The organism is Microcoleus sp. Pol8_D6, from assembly GCF_036700965.1.
Lineage (GTDB): Bacteria > Cyanobacteriota > Cyanobacteriia > Cyanobacteriales > Microcoleaceae > Microcoleus.
Genome location: NZ_JAUBPW010000044.1, coordinates 1 through 20,759, shown reverse-complemented (window position 1 = coordinate 20,759; position 20,759 = coordinate 1). Strand labels below are relative to the sequence as shown.

At 44.9% G+C, this 20,759-nt stretch carries 21 protein-coding genes; 7 read left to right on the top strand and 14 right to left on the bottom strand.

Going from position 1 to position 20,759, the window contains the following annotated elements:
- Positions 1-167: 167 nt before the first annotated feature.
- Positions 168-626: a phosphate-starvation-inducible PsiE family protein gene (locus tag QUA10_RS18060; protein ID WP_333083854.1), complete on the top strand. Its 459-nt coding sequence runs from the start codon at positions 168-170 to the stop codon at positions 624-626.
- Positions 627-695: 69 nt separating this feature from the next.
- On the opposite strand, the gene rimM is transcribed toward QUA10_RS18060, so the two are convergent.
- From rimM to QUA10_RS18045, 3 genes are all read right to left on the bottom strand, one after another.
- Positions 696-1,337 (bottom strand): ribosome maturation factor RimM, encoded by a 642-nt coding sequence (gene rimM, locus QUA10_RS18055; RefSeq protein WP_333083877.1) that lies wholly within the window; start codon positions 1,335-1,337, stop codon positions 696-698.
- 190 nt (positions 1,338-1,527) lie between these two features.
- Positions 1,528-2,160, bottom strand: coding sequence for a response regulator transcription factor (locus QUA10_RS18050; protein ID WP_333083855.1), 633 nt, complete (start codon positions 2,158-2,160; stop codon positions 1,528-1,530).
- A gap of 86 nt (positions 2,161-2,246) precedes the next feature.
- Positions 2,247-3,521, bottom strand: a complete 1,275-nt coding sequence (locus tag QUA10_RS18045) for a molybdopterin-binding protein (protein WP_333083878.1) — start codon at positions 3,519-3,521, stop codon at positions 2,247-2,249.
- 117 nt (positions 3,522-3,638) lie between these two features.
- Here QUA10_RS18045 and QUA10_RS18040 point away from each other — a divergent pair, with 117 nt between their 5' ends.
- The 3 genes from QUA10_RS18040 (at position 3,639) to cobO (ending at position 5,683) form a co-directional block, all read left to right on the top strand.
- The gene (locus tag QUA10_RS18040) at positions 3,639-4,256 is read left to right on the top strand and encodes a hypothetical protein (protein WP_333083856.1); all 618 of its coding nucleotides are present in this window, start codon (positions 3,639-3,641) and stop codon (positions 4,254-4,256) included.
- 165 nt (positions 4,257-4,421) lie between these two features.
- Positions 4,422-5,000 (top strand): Uma2 family endonuclease, encoded by a 579-nt coding sequence (locus QUA10_RS18035; protein WP_333083858.1) that lies wholly within the window; start codon positions 4,422-4,424, stop codon positions 4,998-5,000.
- A gap of 59 nt (positions 5,001-5,059) precedes the next feature.
- The gene (gene cobO, locus QUA10_RS18030; RefSeq protein WP_333083859.1) at positions 5,060-5,683 is read left to right on the top strand and encodes a cob(I)yrinic acid a,c-diamide adenosyltransferase; all 624 of its coding nucleotides are present in this window, start codon (positions 5,060-5,062) and stop codon (positions 5,681-5,683) included.
- 46 nt (positions 5,684-5,729) lie between these two features.
- Here cobO and QUA10_RS18025 read toward each other — a convergent pair whose 3' ends face one another.
- The 7 genes from QUA10_RS18025 to ribBA all read right to left on the bottom strand — a co-directional run bounded on the left by QUA10_RS18025 (position 5,730) and on the right by ribBA (position 16,956).
- Entirely contained in the window at positions 5,730-8,267 is a 2,538-nt protein-coding gene (locus QUA10_RS18025; protein ID WP_333083861.1) for a CHASE4 domain-containing protein, read from the bottom strand.
- Between the two features lie 187 nt (positions 8,268-8,454).
- Positions 8,455-8,952 (bottom strand): hypothetical protein, encoded by a 498-nt coding sequence (locus QUA10_RS18020; RefSeq protein WP_333083862.1) that lies wholly within the window; start codon positions 8,950-8,952, stop codon positions 8,455-8,457.
- A 387-nt stretch (positions 8,953-9,339) separates the two neighbouring features.
- Complete coding sequence (locus QUA10_RS18015) at positions 9,340-10,344, bottom strand: RNA polymerase sigma factor, RpoD/SigA family (RefSeq protein WP_333083863.1); 1,005 nt, start codon at positions 10,342-10,344, stop codon at positions 9,340-9,342.
- A gap of 879 nt (positions 10,345-11,223) precedes the next feature.
- A complete protein-coding gene (locus QUA10_RS18010) occupies positions 11,224-12,957 on the bottom strand; it encodes an ATP-binding protein (protein ID WP_333083864.1) in 1,734 nt (577 codons plus the stop codon).
- 98 nt (positions 12,958-13,055) lie between these two features.
- On the bottom strand, positions 13,056-14,495 hold the full coding sequence (locus QUA10_RS18005) for a pentapeptide repeat-containing protein (RefSeq protein ID WP_333083866.1): 1,440 nt from the start codon (positions 14,493-14,495) through the stop codon (positions 13,056-13,058).
- Between the two features lie 48 nt (positions 14,496-14,543).
- Positions 14,544-14,999 carry an HAD domain-containing protein gene (locus QUA10_RS18000; protein WP_333083868.1) on the bottom strand — a complete coding sequence of 152 codons (456 nt, stop codon included), beginning with the start codon at positions 14,997-14,999 and terminating at the stop codon, positions 14,544-14,546.
- Positions 15,000-15,264: 265 nt separating this feature from the next.
- Positions 15,265-16,956 carry a bifunctional 3,4-dihydroxy-2-butanone-4-phosphate synthase/GTP cyclohydrolase II gene (gene ribBA, locus QUA10_RS17995; protein ID WP_333083869.1) on the bottom strand — a complete coding sequence of 564 codons (1,692 nt, stop codon included), beginning with the start codon at positions 16,954-16,956 and terminating at the stop codon, positions 15,265-15,267.
- A 170-nt stretch (positions 16,957-17,126) separates the two neighbouring features.
- On the opposite strand from ribBA, the gene QUA10_RS17990 reads away from it, so the two are divergent.
- Positions 17,127-17,975 carry a site-specific DNA-methyltransferase gene (locus QUA10_RS17990; RefSeq protein ID WP_333083870.1) on the top strand — a complete coding sequence of 283 codons (849 nt, stop codon included), beginning with the start codon at positions 17,127-17,129 and terminating at the stop codon, positions 17,973-17,975.
- Here the strand turns inward: QUA10_RS17990 and QUA10_RS17985 are convergent.
- Both QUA10_RS17985 and QUA10_RS17980 read right to left on the bottom strand, forming a co-directional pair.
- A complete protein-coding gene (locus QUA10_RS17985; protein ID WP_333083871.1) occupies positions 17,967-18,578 on the bottom strand; it encodes a ScaI family restriction endonuclease in 612 nt (203 codons plus the stop codon). The two genes, QUA10_RS17990 and QUA10_RS17985, sit on opposite strands and share 9 nt — an antisense overlap.
- Complete coding sequence (locus tag QUA10_RS17980; RefSeq protein ID WP_333083872.1) at positions 18,579-18,800, bottom strand: helix-turn-helix transcriptional regulator; 222 nt, start codon at positions 18,798-18,800, stop codon at positions 18,579-18,581.
- A gap of 290 nt (positions 18,801-19,090) precedes the next feature.
- Here QUA10_RS17980 and QUA10_RS17975 point away from each other — a divergent pair, with 290 nt between their 5' ends.
- Positions 19,091-19,252: a hypothetical protein gene (locus QUA10_RS17975; protein WP_333086329.1), complete on the top strand. Its 162-nt coding sequence runs from the start codon at positions 19,091-19,093 to the stop codon at positions 19,250-19,252.
- On the opposite strand, the gene QUA10_RS29155 is transcribed toward QUA10_RS17975, so the two are convergent.
- Together QUA10_RS29155 and QUA10_RS17970 are read right to left on the bottom strand one after the other, a co-directional pair.
- Positions 19,211-19,381 (bottom strand): ScaI family restriction endonuclease, encoded by a 171-nt coding sequence (locus QUA10_RS29155; protein WP_445243589.1) that lies wholly within the window; start codon positions 19,379-19,381, stop codon positions 19,211-19,213. The genes QUA10_RS17975 and QUA10_RS29155 overlap by 42 nt on opposite strands.
- Before the next feature lie 293 nt (positions 19,382-19,674).
- Positions 19,675-20,376, bottom strand: a complete 702-nt coding sequence (locus QUA10_RS17970; protein ID WP_333086331.1) for an MBL fold metallo-hydrolase — start codon at positions 20,374-20,376, stop codon at positions 19,675-19,677.
- Here QUA10_RS17970 and QUA10_RS17965 point away from each other — a divergent pair.
- Positions 20,266-20,586: a hypothetical protein gene (locus QUA10_RS17965; protein WP_333083880.1), complete on the top strand. Its 321-nt coding sequence runs from the start codon at positions 20,266-20,268 to the stop codon at positions 20,584-20,586. The two genes, QUA10_RS17970 and QUA10_RS17965, sit on opposite strands and share 111 nt — an antisense overlap.
- The last annotated feature ends 173 nt before the right edge of the window (positions 20,587-20,759 follow it).

Below are 20,759 nucleotides of genomic sequence, written 5' to 3'. Positions count from 1 at the left end.
TTCCTAGCTGGCACGAAAAACTATAAGATATAACAGGCAAAGAGAGCCACCTTTTCCCAAGTACCCGGGTGATGCCGTAAAACCAGGCAATCACAGAGTTTTGCGCTTGCAAAGTGTACCGAACAATGACAAAATCATTAATTAAGAATGAAGACTAAATCACTTTTATGCTGAAAAAAATATTTAGGCAAATTTCCAAGTCAAGCAGTGATGAAAATTTTCTGCATTTTACAGAAAGTGTAGAAGTAGTAATATCGAAAATTTTATCACTGGCGATGATTTGGGTAATTCTCCTCAGCGTTTGCGATTTGCTGATTTTTTTAGCAAAAGAATTGGTAAACCACACTGATAATTTGTTAAAAGACACATTGTTTGTGATATTTGGGTTATTTTTAAATGTTTTAATTGCTCTGGAAATTTTGGAAAATATTACAGCTTATCTGAAAAAGCACGTAATTCAAGTAGAGCTAGTTATTGTAACTTCTTTGATAGCAGTATCTCGAAAAATCATCATTCTTGACCTGGAAAAGAAAACCGCAGCCGACTTGATTGGTTTGGCGACTGCAATTTTCGCGCTTTCCATCAGTTACTTGATAGTGCGGTCGACAAATAAAGGAAAAGATTAATATCGGGAATTGAGAAGTGGGAATTGTTAATAATTAATATCAGATCCGGTCGAGCGACCGGACATGATATTATTCCAATAAACCAGGAGGAGGCACAATTTCAATTCGGCCTTGTTCTAAGTCAACAACTGGCACAATCTCTTCCACAAAAGGAATCAATATTTTTGTGGATTTAGGCTCTTTAACGCGAATTTTCCGTGGTTTGCGGGTATTTCTGGGGTCAGCGTTGGCTTGGGGAGTTTCACGCTGTTTTGGCTTTTCTAATTCTGCAGCGACAGTTTCCGGCGCGGTTAGATTCGTTTCTACTTCTAAAAGGTCGTTACCTGCGGGAATAATATCACTTACCTTGCCTAGGATTTCCCCGGTTAACTGGTTAAAAACTTCCATACCGATCAAATCTTGGACGTAAAACTCATCAGATTCGAGGTAAGGTCGATCGGTCTTTTCAACAAACAACTTACAGCCCCGCAGCGCCTCAGCACTATCGCGGTCTTCCACACCCTCTACCTCTACAGCATACAGGCCTTTGCCCGGAATGTAGCGACCGCCCAAAAACTCGATCGGTTCCGGTTCACTTTTGTTAGGGCGCAAAATCCACCGCTTCCCCGGTTCGATAAACCTTTCCGGGAAATCAGAATCGGGATACACTCGCACTTCCCCGTCCAAACCTTGAGCTGCTACAATTTTACCGATTTCTATCCACTCAGACATAAACTTTTTGGGAATTGGGAATTGGGCATTGGGAATTGGGCATTGGGCATTGGGAATTGGGCATTGGGCATTGGGCATTGGGCATTGGGAATTTAATTGCGAATTGGAAATTGCGAATTAGTAACGGAAAAACGGTGAATTATTTTTCTTCCTTCTTCCTTCTTCCTTCTCCCTCTTCCCTCTTCCTTCTTTACACCAATCCAGTTCTCAGCGCTACAACTGCTGCTTGCACGCGGTCATCCACTGCCAACTTATTCATAATACCGCGAACATGAGTTTTAATAGTATTTGGACTCAAGTAAAGCGCCGCTGCAATTTCGGGATTGCTGTTACCTTCCACCATTAATCTTAACACCTCCAATTCCCGCTGCGACAACTGACCAAAAGTAGTTGTAGAGGCAGGTGTCGGGGGTTTGAGGTGTTCGATGACAGTCCGGGCAATTTGAGGATCAAGATATGTAGCGCCCTCTGCTGCGGCTGCGATCGCTGCTAACAGCCTGTCTACAGAAGCACCTTTAATACAATAAGCATCAGCACCACTAGAAAGGGCAGCAATAATTTCAGTTTCTGCCGTGTGAGAAGTTAACATTACGACTCGAACTTCGGGCAGTTGTGCTTTAATTTGCTGCGTCGCTGCTATGCCGTCGAGCCGCGGCAAACCGATATCCATTACAATAATATCAGGTTTGAGTTTCAGTGCGGCTGCTACGCCTAAATAGCCGTCTTCTGCTTGTCCTACTATTTCTATTTCTGGGGAATCGGCTAAAACTTGCTCTAATCCCAGTTGCATCATCGGGTCATCTTCAACAATTAAAATTCTCATAATTAATTGGCAATTGGTAATTTTTCCGGCTGACTGTTGACTGTTGACTGCCAACTAACTACTGCCAACTGACTACTGTCAACTGACTAATGACTAACTTTTAAAACCTCCACGAATTCGCCCGGTACAATCCAGGTGTCCCCTGGTGGCAAAACTGCTAAACCACTCGTATTGGCGAGGTTAATTAAATTCGCTGAATTTTGGCTGCCGCTAGCAGGTTCAAATTCCCAGACTCCGGCAACTAAATGTAGTTTACCCCAAACATAAGTTTCGCGCTGCCCAGGCGATCGCAATTCAGCATTACACCTAGCTTTGAGAAACTCCGGCCCCCAAGCATCCAGGGCAAGCCCAGACATCTTTTTCAAAGCAGGCACAACAAAACGCCAACAGCAGACTAAAGCCGAAACCGGATTTCCTGGCAAACCAAAATAGAGACAATCCGAACTCAAACTCGGCGAATCATCATTCTTTTCACCTCGTTTAAACGCAGCAACTGTTAAAGGTTTTCCCGGCTTAATCGCCACAGAACTAATGTGAATTTTTCCTCCCAAATCCCCCAATATTTTCTCAATATAATCGTAGTCTCCTACCGAGACGCCCCCCGTAGAAAGTACCACATCCGCCGTCGCAACAGCCCGGGATATCGCATTATTTAACGCATCTTCATTATCAGGAACAATGCCCAATCGAATCGGTTCAAATCCCATTTGCGCCAACAAAACTGTCAAAGCATACTGATTCGAGTCTACCAGTTTCCCCGGTGCCAAAGGTTCGTCTGGCGATACCAATTCGTCACCAGTAGAAAAAATTGCCACCCGCAGCCGCCGATAAACGGGAACTTGAATACACTGGGCAGTTGCTAACACCGCCATTTCTGGGGCATTGATAACTGTACCGGGAGTTAGCAAAGTTGTTCCTGCTTGATAAAAAGCGCCTTTGTGCCTGACAAATGCTTGCGGTTTTTCAGGAGAAACTAAGATAAAAATACGATCGCCCTCACGCCTTGTTTCTTCCTGCATTACCACAGTATCAGCACCGGCAGGCATCACCCCACCCGTAAAAATTCGCGCCGCTTGCCCGGATTGAACGGTATTTTGAGGCTGATATCCGGCTGGAATCTCTTCAACTACTTCGAGTACCATTGGTTTTTCGGCGCTACAGTTTTCCACATCAGCAAAGCGCACCGCGTACCCATCCATTGCTGAATTATCCCAATAAGGAAAATCCAGGGAACCAGTGACGGCAGCAGCCAAAATGCGCCCCGATGCTGCCAGTAAGTCTACAGTTTCTACATCCCCCTGACTGTCGAGGGGTTGCGCCAAATTTAGAACCATCGATTCTGCTTCTTTCACTGACAGCATGACTGTCTCCTTATTTTGATAACACTCATGATTAAGTTTAACAAAATCTCCAGTGATATTGGTGATATATTTTTTTTGTATTTTGGCAGTAGACATAATTTTTGGTATTAATTGCTTATGACTATTTCTCGCTTGGTTGTCCGACTAAATTGTTTATCCTTCTTCCTAGTGGCGCTGCTGATAATTTTTACTCAAATTTCCGGCTTAAAAGTCAGCGATTTATTCTTTCACCCTTATTTTTCCCCCAATCCCAATGTCGCTTTGTTAACTCGGACTTTCCAGATTTTATGTTCTGTACCCGTCATTGTTTGTACTTTTACCTATAAATTAGCTAAAACTTTTCAACCGCGCACTTCTGAAAATCGATTTATTCTCTTTTCGGCTTTGTTAACAGGTGGATTTCTGCTAAATGAAATTTACAGAATCCATATATATATGATAGCATTAGGAATTCCTAAGCTAGGAGTAAGTCTTTTATACGCCGTTGTTTTGTCCTCCTACGGATGGTTTTTTCGGCGAGAACTACAGTTAACTCCCTACCAAATACTGTTAGCTGGTTTGGGTTTGTTGTTTTTTGCGATCGGCGTAGATTCCCTGCATTTAAAAAACAAGATATTCTCCAGTTTACTAGAGGGAGTACCTAAATTGTTTAGTGAAATCAACATTGCATTTTATTATTGGTATGTGTGTAAGTGTTTTCTCCAAAAAGCTTTTTATAAAACTATAGATAGCTAGTTATAAGTAGGTGATATAATAATATCGCAAGTGCCTACCAAAAACTACGACTTAAATCCTCCTTCCCACATCAATAATATTTACAGCATCTGCATCGCTCGGCATTTATCCGCATTCAGATACATTATGTGGCTTAAAAATCCCAACGCATCCTGATCAAATACCATGATAGCAGTTACCATCAACTTCAACTCCATAGTTAAACTAACCGACGACCAATTTTATCAATTGTGTCGCGAAAACCCAGATGTCAAATTTGAACGCAATGCCAAAGGAGAAATAATCGTTATGCCACCGACAGGAGGAGAAACTGGAAATTACAACTCAGAAATTAATGCTGACTTTGTGATTTGGAACAGACAAACTCAACTGGGAATTTGTTTCGATTCTTCAACTTGCTTCAAACTGCCCAGCGGTGCAAATCGTTCTCCCGCTGTCTCTTGGATAAAAAAGGAAAGATGGGAGGCACTTACTCCCGAACAAAAACAAAAATTTCCTCCCATCGCCCCCGATTTTGTCTTGGAATTAATGTCGCCCACCGATAGTTTAAAAGATACCCAAGACAAAATGCAAGAATACATGAACAACCAAGTAAAACTAGGTTGGTTAATCAACCGCAAAACCCGCCGAGTCGAAATTTATCGCCAAGGACAAGAAGTCGAAATACTGGAATCTCCCGCAGAACTTTCAGGAGAAGATGTTTTGCCCGGTTTCGTGCTAAACTTACAGCTAGTCTGGCAATAACTAACAAGTCTGCATTCATCAGCGTTTATTGGCGTTCATCTGCGGTTAAAAAAAATCTAATGGAAACTAAAGAAACCACTGGCTTAACAGCCGAACAGCACAAACAGAAAATGCAGCGCCGCCAAGAAGTGCAATCACAGCGAATCGCTAACTCCTCCAAAGAAAAAGGTTTAATTATAGTCAATACTGGTAACGGTAAAGGCAAAACTACAGCCGCTTTGGGAATGGTTGTGCGATCGCTCGGCCACGGATACCGCGTCGCTATAGTACAATTTATCAAAGGAGCTTGGGAACCCGCAGAGAAAGCCGTTTTTCAACTCTGGGAAAAACAGCTAGAATTCCACGCAATGGGAGAAGGCTTTACCTGGGACACGCAAGACCGCGATCAAGATATCGCGACAGCTCAAAAAGCCTGGGAAAAATCCCTAACTTTTATCTGCAATCCCGAATTTAAATTAGTGCTTTTAGATGAAGTCAATATAGCATTAAAACTAGGTTATTTGCAAGTCGAGCAAGTGCTTTCCGGGTTAGACCAAAAGCCAGAAGAAACCCACATTATTTTAACAGGCAGAGGCGCGCCGGATGCACTAATTGAACGGGCAGACTTAGTGACAGAAATGACATTAGTTAAGCATCCATTCCGAGAACAAGGGATTAAAGCTCAACCAGGTATTGAGTATTAATTTTGTTTGTCAAGACTTTTTCCCCGATATAAAATTTAAGAGAGAGCTATGCTGGCAACGTTAAAGTAAAAGTTGACCCCTTGCCAAATTCGCTACTCACAGTAATTTCTCCCCCCAGCATCTGAGAGTATTTCTGCGCTATTGCCAAACCCAAACCCGTACCTCCGTACTTGCGGGTAGTCGAAGCATCAGCTTGCGTAAAAGGTTGAAATAACTTTTGTAGCTGTTCAGGAGTCATCCCAATCCCCGTATCAGTACACTTGAAAATTAACTGTTCATAATCCCAACTATTCTTATCATTTTGAATTCTTTCAACGCTGAGTGTAATTGTTCCTTTATGAGTAAACTTAGCTGCATTGCTGAGCAAATTAAACAAAATTTGAGTAAGCTTAATTTGATCGGAATACAATTCGCCAATATTATTAGGACACTCCACATTCAGGCGATTTGTATTTCGCAAAAATAGCGGTTCAACAGTTCTAGCTACATCTTGAACGACCTCCGACACGTCAAAAGTTTCTAATTCCACTTCCGCGTGACCGGCTTCAATCTTTGACAAGTCCAGAATATCATTAATTAAGGTTAGTAAAAGCTGGCCTGAATTGTGAATTCTCTCTAAATCAGACACAAAATTTTCTGCGCCCAAATCTAAAGCCTCTTCTTGCAGAATCTCGCTGTAACCGATAATCGCATTCAGAGGAGTTCGTAGTTCGTGGCTCATGTTAGCCAAAAACTGACTTTTAGCCAAACTAGCTGCTTCTGCAGCTTCCTTGGCCTTGTAGAGTTCGGCCTCGGCTTGCAAGCGGTCGGTCACGTCGTGAGCAAGCACTAATTCAGCATTTCTGCTATCAAATAGCATGGCATAAGAAGTAATTTCTACATCAATAATTGTTCCGTCTTTTTTCAGGTGCTGCCACACACCTGCAAACTCAATACCAGCATCTACTTGGGATATATTTTCTAGCAATTTCGGCAGCTCTTGGGAGGGACGAATGTCCGCAACGGTCATGTTGAGAAATTCGTCGCGAGTGTAGCCGTAGTGTTCGATAGCAGCTTGATTGACGGCTATAAATTCCTGAGTTTCTAAATCGTAAACCCACATCGGATGGGGGTTATTTTTAAACAAAAGTCTGTAGCGTTCTTCCGAGGCTCGCAGTTCGGCTTCTGCTTGCTTGCGCTCGGTAATGTCGCGGACAACAGTGCAAATAATCTCGCGGCCTCCGTAGGAAATCACGCTCCCGCTCACTTCTACATCCACGCAGGAACCGTCTCGGCGGCGGTAGAGGACTTCGCCAATTCTGAATTGTTTGTCCGTCAGCAGCAACTCGATATTGTTGTCAATTAGGTCTTTAGAGTAAGCGATGATATCGTAAATAGTCAGTTGCGAAATCGCATCAAGACTGTAATCGAGCAAGTCTGTAAACGCTGTATTGGCTTCCAAAAGACGTTTGGTTTGAGCGTCCCACAGGAAAATGCAATCTGTAGCTTGCTCGACTACGGCTCTGTAGCGGGCTTTTTCCTCAAGTTGTTCGCTTTCGGCTTGGGCGATCGCACTCAACATTCCGTTGATAGTATGGGCAAGGTCGGACAACTCATCTTCGCCCGTCACAGGTAGTCGCACCGAGAGGTCTTGGCTGCTGCTGACGTGGTTGACTGCTTTCGCCAAACCGCTCAACCGAGACAGCACCAGATGCTCTAGCAGCAGCAGAGTGCAGCCGACCAACCCAACTCCCGCTAGCGCTACAGACCCCAGCAGGTACAGTAAACTAATTTGACCTTGCCGATATATTTCTCTGGGGATATCCACCCGCAATAGCAGCGCAGGTTGGTTGTAAATATCCCGGATCAAAGTGTAACCCGCGATCGACTCTTCGCTTAAAGGACGCACAAAAATAGGTTTTTTTTCCGACAGTTTCTCCCGCGCTTTCTCGAAGTCTGCAGGCAACTGAGTCTCATTAACGCTGTGTACAATGAGTGGCAAGCGAGTAATTTTAGAAACCTTCGCAATGCTCGCAGCATCCAAATTGCGCCCGAATACCAGCGTACCCCGGATCGGGCCGGTGCTTTTAGTCGTGAGAATTGGCCGGGAAGTAATCAGTATTGGCCCTGACGGTAGCAGCAGGATACCAGCGAGGCTGCTTTTGGCGTTGGGGTGCTGCAACAGCGGGTCGCTGAGAGAAATGCGCCGTTTTAATGGTTCTGGAACAGGCGTTAGTTTGAGCTTTTCGCTGTCTAAACCCGTAGCGTAAACTATTTTGCCAGAAGTATTGACAAAAATGGCTATATTAACTCTTATATTAGCCAGCCCTTCTGGAATTAAATTGGAGGCAATGAATTTTGAGTTGCGGTTTTGGATGAAAGTGTAGGTGTCGTCCCAGGACGACCAGTCGGCAAAGCGCGAGTTGAAGTCATCTGCGGTTTGCCCGAACACGCTGAGCACTCCCTTGACAACCTGTGTGGCTTCTTGTTCCTCTGCTTTGATCAGGCTGCCCAAGAGGATGCTTGAGGAGGCGACATACAGAATGCCAGTCAATGCAGCGATGGTAATGCCAACGATCGATAGTGTTTTCCGACGCAGTTTCATCTTGCCATGTGTGTGGTGTCCGTCCGAAATCTCAACTCAGGAGCAATTTTACTACTGTTTCCTGAACCCTGACCGAAAGCAATTTGCTCCGGGGGCGTCCGATTTATCAGTCGGGTTGCTTTCTTCAATTCTAAAATCTAAAATCTAAAATCTAAAATCGATTGACTGGTGGCGCAGCGCGTGTTTCCTACTTTTCCCACACCTGCTGTTTGTGAGATTCTTTGCAAATTCCCAAGATGCGCCGATCGTTCTCGCTGATGGTAGAAATTGGGTAATACTGTTGCAGGTTTACCGAGTAGGGAGAGCGACTGCCGTCGTAACTATCCACTACTGTTAAATTTAACTGAGTTTGATCGCCCGTGCCGTAAAAACAGTAAAAAGCAGACCGAGGCAGGTAAAAAGCGCCGACTACCTTACTCTGCCGCATTTCAAATACAAAATATTCTTGTTTAATTTCCTCTGGCTGGCTCGACTGGCCGTAGAGGTAAATGCCATCTGCTAAACCTGTGCTAGCTGTATCTGCCCCAGGATTTGGCGGAGATTGCGAGCTTAAAACGCCGGATTTGATGTCCGAGTTGTGTGTCCGGCGTGCGGGGAATGCGATGCTGAAGTTACCGGGCGAGAGAGCCAGCACGATCGCGATCGCTTCTAAACTTCCTGTCAATATGAAATAAGTCAAAACCACTCCAGACCCCAAAATTTAAAATAGCTGGTTCCAAGCGCCTCTTGTACCAGTTTCACAAAGATTGTAGAGAAACCGGGTATTTGGCTTAATGTTGACTATAAACTTAAAGGAACGATCGCCCGCCCGGTTCCTGAAGTTAAATCTAAGACTAGTTTTGATAAATTTTGCGTCCGCCCCATCGGGCGATCGACCCCTCAAATAATACCATTTTTGATTTTAAATTTTAGATTAAAGAATTGAATAATTTGGTGTGACCTATTCCATAAGGGTTTGGAGCACGGGCCTACCGTTGCATTCTTTTTTTTAACTGCTATAAAAGTATCCTTCCCAGCAGCGCCAACACGAAAAAAAAGTTGAGATTTTGGGAAATCTCAACTTTTTTAGTGACTAACTAGCCAAGTATTCTCGGACTTGAGATTGGCGGCGCCGCAGGTGGGCAAGGGCTTGATGTTCTAGCTGCCGCACCCGTTCCCGGCTGAGATTTAACCGTTCTCCGACTTTCGCCAGAGACATTTCTGTGCCGTCTTCCAAACCGAAGCGCAAAATTATTACATCTCGCTGCTGGGGGGTAAGTTCTGATATCAAAGTATTGAGGTCTTGCCGCAGTAATTCCGAGGTAATGTAGTTGTCTGGAGATGCCGTTTCGTCTTCTAAGAGTTCTTGCAGTTCGGTATCTTGGTTGTCTCCTACGCGCAAGTCCAAAGAAACTGGATGTCTTGCCATCAGCAGGTATTCCCGAATTTGGGAAGGGTGCAGTTCGAGGGCGCTGGCAATTTCCCCAGGGGAGGGAGACCGGCCCAACTGCTGGGTGAGTTCCCGCTGCACTTTTTTGATTTTGTTGAGTTTTTCGGTGATGTGAATTGGCAATCGAATGGTGCGGGCGTGTTGGGCGATCGCGCGGGTAATTGCTTGCCGAATCCACCAGTAGGCATAGGTAGAAAATTTGTATCCCCGCATCGGGTCAAATTTTTCGACTCCTCGTTCTAAACCGAGGGTGCCTTCTTGAATTAAATCCAAGAATTCCATATTGCGTTTCTGGTATTTTTTGGCGATCGCCACTACTAGCCGCAAATTGGCTTCAATCATCTTTTGCTTGGCCCGCCGCCCTATTTGTAAGATGCGGCTAAGTTCAGGTTCGGTCAACTCCATTTCGGCAGCCCACTCTTGATTCGTCAGATCCCGCTGCCATTCTTTAGCAAGTGCTTGTTTTGCTTCGATTAATTTCATCATTTGCTGCACCTGCTTCCCGAAAACAATTTCTTCTTCTCGGGTTAGCAGGGGTACGCGACCGATCTCGTGCAGATAGGTACGAACCGTATCCGTTGAGGAGTATGGCCGGCTGCCCATGCGATCGGCTTTCACTGTTTTGTTTTTGGGGGTTGTGGTGGACATGGGTGAGTATTGCACTCCTTGTAACAACAGATAAAAAGTTGGTGATACCCTGTCCCACTTTTACAAGTGGGATAAAGACTGCGACAAGGGGGATATTTCCCCTCTTGTTTATCGGTGACGATCGGTAGAAGCTTTTTGTTTGGGATTACTTTTGTGCTGGATTTTCCAGTAATCCCCCTCGATTTTCGGTAGCTCGCTAGCTTTAACGGCTAGTTCAAGGCGAAGTGAAGCAAGAGTTTAGTTTTCTCAATATTATTCCCAATTTTGAGGATCGTAAAGAGTAAAAACCTCTGTCTTAAGGTCAAGATTCTACATTTTTCCTTAAGGTTTTGAATTCCCTGTTAGTTTTAACTGCCACTCAACTTCACAATACTCATGCAAACAGACTCATGCAATTCGAGGGCTTTGTTTTGCTCTCTGTTCCATCATCGCTTGAAATTTTCTCGCTGCCTAGATGGTGGGATGCGAGATAACCGAACTCGATCGCCGTATTAGATGTGAGTAACTGTTTAAAATATTTATTGACATTTTCCTTTAAATATGCTAAGCAAATTCTGCTACGAGTAACCACAAGGTGTATAAAGGCTGGCTGTTGCCCTGTTTGACTTTCATTGTGCTGCGAGGCTCCATGATCTCCATCATGTTTAACCTTATGCAAATTTTGGGCAGTTAGGGATGAGGGGTGAGGGGGTGAAAGGGGAAAAGCTTCTGACTCAAAGCTGGGGGCTAATTTTTTTCAGGTTTGATCGCTCTTTTTCGTTTATAACTGAAGCAAAAATCTTAATATTTCTGTCATTGCCAGCGCTCGCCAATTGTTCGCCAAGACTAATTTACAGGAAAATTCGCCTAAGTTCTGTAATGAATGTAGCACTTATCAATCTAAAATCCCAAATCCATTTTAGCAGATTCTGCCTCGGCAAATACTTGTTCATCGGGCATTTCTTGCCAGTCAATATCCCCAATTTCTCTGTAGAATTGCTCGTCATAGGGGCGAGTTTGCACGACTACGGGCATGGGTACGGCGTGGCCCAAAACTAATGCTTGCTGTTTGGAGTCGAGTTTTGCCAAAACTGAACGCAAACTCTGCCCTCCAGAAACGCCGGTAAAAATAGCATCAATGTCTTTATCGTCGTTTAGCAAAGCAGTGATCCTGGTGCCGACTTGCGACATGACTTCGGCATCGATGCCGGAGGGACGCTGGTCTACAATCAGCAGGGTGACAAAGTATTTTCGCATTTCTCTGGCGATCGTACCGAAAATAGTCGATCGCACGATCGCCGGATCGAGAAAGCGGTGAGCTTCTTCAATGGTAATCACCAACGGCTGCGGGCGATCGCACGGATTTTTACTCTGCAAAAACTTCTCTGCTTTCCGCACGTAAGCTTGGTGAATGCGGCGAGTAATCACATTTGCCGCCAACATATAGGACAGCAAATCCGAGTGGGAACCGAACTCAATTACTACATTTTTCCCGCCATCCAAACACTGCAAAACTTCAGTTACATAATTTTTCGGACAGCGTTTGCGAATGTATTTCAAATCATTCAGTCGCTCTAACTTCCGCTGCAAAGCCATAATCGAAGACTTATTTCCCCGCTTTTCTTCGCAAAACATTTGGATATCTTCGTTGGTCATTTCCAGCAACTTGTTGATCCAACCACTTCCCAACTCATTTCGCAAAATAATCGCATTTTCGATACTAGCTTCCGACAAATTTAGCTCGCGCTGCACTAGCGCGATGTCTTCCACTTCAATTTGATCGAAACTCAAAAACAACTCTTGAGCGTCGCGGACTCCCCGGCGTTTTGTCGATTCTGGATCGAGGGTATAAATCTGCATTTTATCGGGAAACAACTGCCGCAAACCTTTAACAGTGCTGAACTGTTTCCCTTCCGAAACCGCTTCCCACCCGTACTCCGAGTGCATATCAAAAATTAGATTGACAGCAGCTTGCTTGCGAATAATTCCCGATAGAAGCAAGCGCGTCAGGAAAGATTTTCCCGTTCCCGACTTGCCAAAAACTCCGTTGCTGCGTTCCACAAATCGGTCTAAATCCAAGCATACAGCAACGTCCATGTCAATCGGTTTGCCGATCGCAAAATTGCGGCGATACGGGTCATCTTCCCAGCCAAAAACTGCCCGAAAATCCGTTTCTTTGGCATCAAACACCTGCGAAAAGTGGCTGGGAATAGTTTTGACCGGCAGCAACTCAATATCCGCGCCCGTTTGTGACTCAAAAGAAGCCAAATTTCCTAACGCCAACTTATTCTCGCGAACTCCGCCGTTTTTCGTGGGGTCGAAAATTGCCTGCTGTTTTTCTTTCTCAGCAGTCAACATCAACATCGGCGACAGTTCGATCGTACCGTAGGTGCTGCTACCGGCTAGCACTGCGAGCAGAAAATCGTCGTCGGGATTGGGAGGATTCGATAAAATGCGGGCGCTAGAAGTTCCGAGAGACACGTCGGTGAGCATACAGAAAAAGTGCGATCGCACCCCCCGCACTACTAGAAATTTCCCCACCCTCATATCTTCCACCGAAACATCGGCGTGCAGTCGCACTTCTAATCCCTTGCTTAGGGAACCTTGAATAACAGAGCCTAACGGTCGATCCATTTTAGATTTTAGATTTTAGATTTTCGATTGTTAATAATCGAGCAATTTTCGCGGGGCGAGTTTTGATTGTAGATTTTTGATTGTTAACAGTCAACTAATTACCATTCCGATTCTAGCGGCAATTCAAAAAAACTTGGACTCAGATCTAGATCTGTCAAATCCGTTTCGCTCAAATAAGCGTCAGTCAAAAATACCCCTTTTAAACTTGCGCCTTTGAGGTTAGTACCTTTCAGGTTAGCACCTCTGAGATTAACTCGGAATAAATGAGCATCGCTCAAGTCGGCCTCAGTTAAATCTGCTCCCTCCAAATTAACTCTCATCAAATCTGCTTTTCTGAGGTCAGCTTCGTTTAACTTAGCGCCACTGAGGTCAGCTTTTGTCAAGTCTACACCTCTCAAGTCAGCCCCGCTCAAGTTAGCGAACAGCAAAGTAGCTCCGGTGAAATCTGTCTCCCTCAAATCGGCATCCCTTAAATTAGCGCCGCTGAGGTCAGCCCTTGTTAAGTCTACACCCCGGAGGTCAGCAGAACTCAAGTTTACTTGGTGTAAAATTGCGCCGCTTAAATCGGCTCCTCTTAAATCAGTTCCCTCCAAGTTTGCACCTTTGAGGTAAGCTTTTTTTAAGCTAGCTCTGCTGAGGTCTACATTTTTGAGATTGACCGAAGTTAAGTTAGAAGCGCTCAAATTAGCTCCGCTTAAATCTGACCCGTTTAAGTCGGCTCCGGTTAAATTTACCCCTTGCAGCGATACATTGGGAGCAATTAAATAAGCTCCCCCCAGAGCGGGGTCAATGCCTTCGGAAAACAAAGTCTTGTTGCTGTAAACAGCTTTTTCTAAAATCGTGGCGTTCAAACTGGCTTCCCTCAAGTCCGCTGCGCTGAGGTTGGCTCCTGCTAAGTTTGCCCGATCGAGTTTTGCGCCAAATAAAATAGCTTTGTATAAGTTTGTCCGCCGCAAATCGGCTCCTTTTAAATCGGCTTCGGTCAAATCTACCATAGCCAGATTTAAGCCAGGGAGCGAAGCATTGGGAGCTAGCAAAAATGCTCCCATTGCACCCGGATCAATATCTTCGGGAAAGATAGTCCGGTTGTTGTATACTGCCTTGTCTAAAATGGCGCCGCTCAACTGAGAACCGCGTAAATCCGCCCCGCTAAGGTTGGCTCTGGTTAAGTTGGCTTCGTGGAGATTTGCTCCAACTAAATTAGCCTTGATCAAACTTGCTTGTTTGAGGTTGGCGCCGGTGAATTCGGCTCCTACGAGATTAGCTTCTCGGAGGACAGCACCAGTCAAATCAGCTCTAGTGAGGTTAGCTAAATTAAGAAATGATTCAGCTAAATCCGCCCCGCTCAGATTAGCACCGCTGAGGTCGGCTTCAATCAGGTCTGCATACCTGAGCATAGCGCCGCTGAGGTTGGTTTCTCGGAGATCCGTGCCTCTGAGGTTGGCTCCCCGGAGTTCCGCACCGCCAAGGTTGGTGCCTTTAAGTGCTTGTCCCCTGAGATCGAGTCGGTGCAGAAAGTCACCAACGTTCATTTCCATGTCAAATTTACCCTCTCTATTCCGATACTTTTTTCCTAACCTTTGAAATCAAGTTAGATATTCTGAAAGTACCTTTGCTGAGTTCTGGTCAAAACCATTGTAATCATCAACAGCCACAACTGGTGCATCTGGCGGATAGTGTTCTGGAATATCGTCAATGGCTACCCAAGGTGAGTTTTCTGCTTGATTTTGTCGAAGATACTCAAGAACTTCCTGGTGTCGTAAATATTTGTGTTGGTGAATATTTTTGGGGTTGAGAAAAGGGGTGAATCCGATAACACGGATAGCGATATCTGGTGAAAATAATGGCGGGATTACCTCGAAGGGGAATATTTCACGCCAGGATGATGAAATTACTACTCGCGCGTTAGGATAGGAACGAAGGACATTTTCAAAGTGATTAAGGCAAACTGAATTAAATTTCATTATATCTGTTGGCAAACTCGATGTTTCATGTCTTCTGTCTGGAATAAGTACACCATCAATGTCTAAAAAAATTAACATTAACTAAAAGTCCTCTTGAATAATTTGATGACTCTTAATACTATTTAATAATATAAATATGCAGCGACGATTCTCTCTCAAGTGTTCGCTACATCGACTTGTTAGACTGCAATCAACATTGTTATTCACTGTTTTTATTGGTAGGTGCTTTCTGACGAAAGGAAGATGCGGGTATCAACAAGTATGATTATAAAATTCACAGTTTTTCTTGGCTTCTGCCTTCCCCCCTGCTGGGGTAGGGGGGGTTGGCTTCTACCTTCTGCCTTCAGGCAAGAGGAGCAAAACTGTAGATTTTTTGAGGTTCGAGCCGATCGCAAATTCCGGTTAATTCCGACAAAAGGAATGTCTCGCGATCGAGCTGGACTTGCAGGGTTTTGAGCGGATCTCCACCGGAGGAAACCATGAATTCTAATGTTTGCAAATTCGGCTCAATGCTGATTTCGCCGAGAATTTGGCCGATCGCTCTGACGTAAGGATGGTTTAGATCCGAGTACCAGTCGGGGGCTGCGAGTCCGGCTTGATCGAAGCCTAGGTGAACGATGAGGGAGCCTTCTCCGAAAAGGGCTATTCCCACCGGCCGCGCTTCTTCTTGCAGTAGCAAGTGCTGGTTAGCCGCCAAATGCCGCAGTTTTTCGAGGTGTTCGTACCGATTTTGAATGGCAGAATCTTCCTCTTTTCCTTCTCCTTTTTCGTTCCACTGAATCGCCACTGTTACTAAATAAGTTTGCAGTAGCATATGACCGAGTTTTTCGGCTTTTGTTGCCAGATAGATCGAGTTGTAATCTGTGGCTTCAATTAGTAAGGGGACGCGATCGGCTACTTCAATCCCGTAACCTTTCAAACCCGCAATTTTGCGCGGGTTGTTGGTAATCAACCGAATTTTTTTTACTCCCAAATCGTTGAGCATTTGTGCTCCGACGCCGTAGTTCCGCAAGTCGGCGGGAAATCCCAACCGTTCGTTGGCTTCTACCGTATCCAATCCCAAATCTTGCAGCGAGTAAGCTTTTAGTTTATTTACCAATCCAATACCCCGACCTTCTTGGCGCAAGTAAACGATGACGCCAGAACCGACATTTTCGATCATTTTCAGTGCCGCTTGCAGTTGCATCCGGCAGTCGCAGCGCAGGGAACCCAAAGCATCGCCGGTCAGGCATTCGGAATGCACCCGCACCATCACGGGTTTATCTTTAAATTCTGCCGGGTCGCCCTTGACAATAGCAACGTGTTCTGAATTGTCTTGGGTGTCGCGGTAGGCGTAAATCATAAAATCGCCGAATTGAGTGGGCAATTTGGCCACGGTTTCGCGGCGGACAAATCGATCGTGCTTGAGTCGGTAGCTAATTAAGTCGGCAATACTGATTATTTTGAGGTTGTGGAGTTTAGCGTACTCGATTAATTCGGGCAACCTCGCCATCGAACCGTCGGGGTTTTGAATTTCGCAGATGACGCCGCTGGGATACAGACCCGCAAGTCTGGCGAGGTCAACCGAGGCCTCGGTGTGACCGGCGCGTTTGAGGACGCCACCGTCGATCGCCCGCAGGGGGAAAATGTGACCGGGACGCCGCAAGTCTTGAGGTTTGGTGTCCGGGTGGATGGCTACTTGGATGGTGCGGGCGCGGTCTTCGGCGGAGATGCCGGTACTGACGCCGTTGACTGCATCAATGCTGACGGTGAAGGCAGTTTGGTTGTTGTCGGTGTTTTTGCTGACCATGAGGGGCAGTTCCAGGCGATCGAGCCTTTCGCCACTCAATGCCAGACAAATCAAACCCCGCGCGTTCACGGCCATGAAATTGATGTTGTCGGGGGTGGCGAATTGGGCTGCACAAATCACATCGCCTTCGTTTTCGCGATTTTCGTCATCGACTACTACCAGGGGGCGACCTGCTTTGAGGTCTGCGAGGGCGCTGTCGATCGAGTCAAATTGAAAGGATTGAGTTGAGGAGTTGTTATTTGGCACTGAGGAGTTCAAGCTATAAACAGTAATGTTATGGAAATAGAATGTATTTGTGATTGTAACCTTTTGTTTCCAGCAGGGCGATTCCCCAGTCCAGATGAGTTTGACAATATTTCTAAACTCACTTACTATAACTTTTACACTTTGTCAACAAAATATTTCCCCAATATTTCATGAGCTTGACTGATATCGCGAAGATTTTAGGTAAACCGTACTTTCAAGCTCCTAATTGCTTAATTTATAACATGGATTGCTTGGAAGCATTGAAGCTGCTGCCCGATCAATTTGTAGATTTAACCGTTACCAGCCCGCCTTATAACATCGGCAAAGAGTACGAAAAATCCTTGGTGTTAGATGAGTATTTAAACTGGTGCGAGCAGTGGATAGCAGAGGTTTACCGGGTAACGCTCGATCGAGGAGCGTTTTGGCTAAATTTAGGTTATTTGTCAATTCGCGATCGGGCAAAAGCAATTCCGATTTCCTACCTGCTTTGGGACAAAGTGCCTTTTTATCTGATTCAAGAAGTTGTCTGGAATTACGGCGCGGGAGTCGCGGGCAGCAAGTTCTTTTCACCCCGCAATGAAAAGTTTCTCTGGTATGTAAAAAATCAAGACAAGTATACATTTAATTTGGATGAAGTGCGCGATCCAAATGTGAAATACCCGAATCAGAAAAAGAACGGCAAGATTAAAGTAAACTTAAAAGGCAAAAATCCGACGGATGTTTGGCAGTTCCCAAAAGTTACGTCTGGGAAAAACCGATCTTCAAAAGAACGCACGCCTCACCCCGCTCAATTTCCTGTTGCTGTTGTCGATCGCATCATCAAGTCTGCATCGAATTTAAACGAAATTGTTTTAGATCCCTTTATGGGTTCCGGTACTACAGCAATTGTAGCTCTGGCTTTGCAGCGTCAAGTTATTGGATTTGAAATTAGGGCTGATTACTGTGAGATTTTCGCTAGTAGAATAGATAAATTTTTGAGGGACAAGGAACTCAGAGAAGCACAGTTATCTTTATTCTAAAGTTGGTAATTGCAGCAATTTATAACGTTCAACAGCAGGACTTAATTTCGCTTGTTGCCCTGTTGCAGTAACTTGACCTTGCCAATCTTCTCGGTCTAACCATCCAAATCTGACTAAATTAATCTGCGGTAGTTGTGAGCCTTGAATTTTTTGGTTGAATTTCTGGAAATTAACAACAAGATAATACCCCGATTTATTCTTCTTTCCTTCTATACCAGTAGTGCTTAGTTGAGTATAACTGTGATTTTCATATGTATTACGATTACTTGAAGAAGTTTTAATCTCGATCGAAAAGCAATCATCTAGAAGACAGACCAGATCTTTTTCAGTAGCATTTTCTTCGCGGCGCCAAATTTCTGGGTATCGCCTAGCCAATTCTAATGGGATGAGTTCGTGCAAAAAGTATCCCATAATTTGGGGGTGGGGAAATAAATCTATACCTATTTTATAGTTTTTGCTGGTTAGATTAGATTCAAATATTTCTCGCCAGACTTGAATTACTACTTCATATATTTCATCCGGGTTAAGTGGATGTATCTCTATCAGTTCCCGCGTTTTTACTGCCCAATCTTCTGTGGCAAGCCCCGCATAAGGTGAAGTCATTTACTCTATCCCCTCCAACAATTTGCTTAGCGGTACTTCCAAAGCTTTAGCTAAACGCACAATATTGAGAAGTGCAACATTTCTCTCGCCACGTTCAATGCCGCCAATGTAATTTCGATGCAGTTCTGCTAGTTCAGCTAACTCCTCTTGGCTTAGCCCCCTAGCTTTTCTCAATTTCCGAACCTGTTCGCCAAATATTTTAAGCTTTATATTTTTTATCACTAAAAAAATCTAAAGCTTGTAACGGCTTTAACTCTACACACTATGAGTGTTAATTTTAAAAAAGTTTCAATCAACTTGGCAGATCCGGCACTGTCCAGCAATTTTTATGGACGATCGCACTGCCCAGAAAGTAGCGCTATTCTTAGAAAAGAGATTTGTGTCAGCGAGACTCCGGGAGATTCTTATCAATATTACTTGGAGTCCTGAGCAAATGAAATTGATCGAAGCGCAATTAGCACGCGCGGCAGTTTAGCTCGCCGGAAGAGGTGATTACAAAAGCCCTCCAGACTTTGACTCAAACACGCCAGCATTATTGGGAGTGGGTGGAGGAGGTGCGCTCTTCGGTGGAGGAAGCGGAGGCAGAACTATCGCGGGGTGAGGGAATCCCCTTAGAAACTGCGTACAAGCAATTACAGGAAAAGTTTCGCAAGGCACCAGAGATGCATGGATGAGCCAATGCTTTGTCTCTCCAACAGCAATTCGTGCAAAAAGTACCCCATAATTTGGGGTCTGGGAAATAAATCGACACCTATTTTATAGTTTTTGCTCGTTAGATTAGATTCAAATAGCCCGGAATTAATGCCAGTTGAACATCTGTGGGAAGATTTACCAGAAAACTACTTTAATAACCGAATATTCAAGTAAATGTCTAAGGTAGTAGTCGATGAACTTGGTCAAGGACTTGTCAATCTACCATCTAACCGGGAGCGCTGGCGCTAAATGACTTATTTTCCACATTTAAGAATAAGCTCTTTGAACGCAACTTAGTATGAGTTTTGAATTTAAGATGTCTCAAAATTCAGACCGCAGTCCGGCTGCAACTTCCCCAACCGCCTACTTTGCGTAATCAATAGTAAGGATGAAATTTCTAGTTTTAAGAACTCCTAGACTCGTCAACGAAGGGTTTTAACTCAATAGCATCGTGACTGCAAAACAGGCGCACATCTTTACTATGCTGCACCGATAATTCGTGCAGCCGGCCTTGATTGAGCAACCTAGCCTTGCGATCGACCTCCATCATCCATTGGTAGGCGCGCAAACCGGGCGTGCAGCGTCGGTTAGCGGCATCCATCTCGTGTCGGTAGAAATAGGCATCGCCTGCGTGCAGAAGCCAGCCATCGGGTGTATCAATGGCAATGCCAGCATGACCGCGCGTGTGACCCACCAACGGGATTAGCAAAATCTCCGGCGGCAACCCGTCGAGGTCGCGGACTGCTTCAAAACCGAACCAAGGTTCGCCACCCGCCGAATAGTATTTCCAGCGTTTGACTTCATCCCACTGCCCCGGACGATAGCGCCTTTTTGTGATGAAACCGTGCCGATTCTGTGCGGCATCGATTTCAGCCTGCATGACGTGTACCGTGGCTTCCGGGAAATCCTCTAGACCACCGGCATGATCGAAATCGAGGTGGGTTAGCACAATATGGCGCACATCGCTTGGTGAAAATCCGAGCTGTTCAATTTGATGGATGGCCGTGTACTTGCGATCAAACTGGATATTATTAAAATGGACGAAAAACGGGCTGAGCCGAGAGTAAGGGGACTGGATATCCCGCAATCCGAAGCCGGTATCAATCAGAACCAGTCCCTGATTCGTTTCAACAAGCAGACAGTGGCAGACGAGGTTAGCCGTCAGGCCGCGACTAAAGCCATCGAAAAGCGCCCCTCCAATGGGACACATACAGCCACAATTGAGATGATGAATTTGCATAAATGTGCTGTACTAAATTACTTAGGCGGGAACCATTTATTCCTCAGTTCGCATCCAATTAGAAAACTTCGCTAAATCGCCAATACTGGGAGAAATAAACACGCTTTTATCAGCTGCAATCAGGTCATTATCTGCGATGTTTAGTTTCTTTAACTCTGCACATCAGAATAGTAAGCTGTCAAACATCTAAACTGCATTAACTAAGTTGCCTTTATTTTTTATCTTTCGGTTCCATTTCATAATTAGTC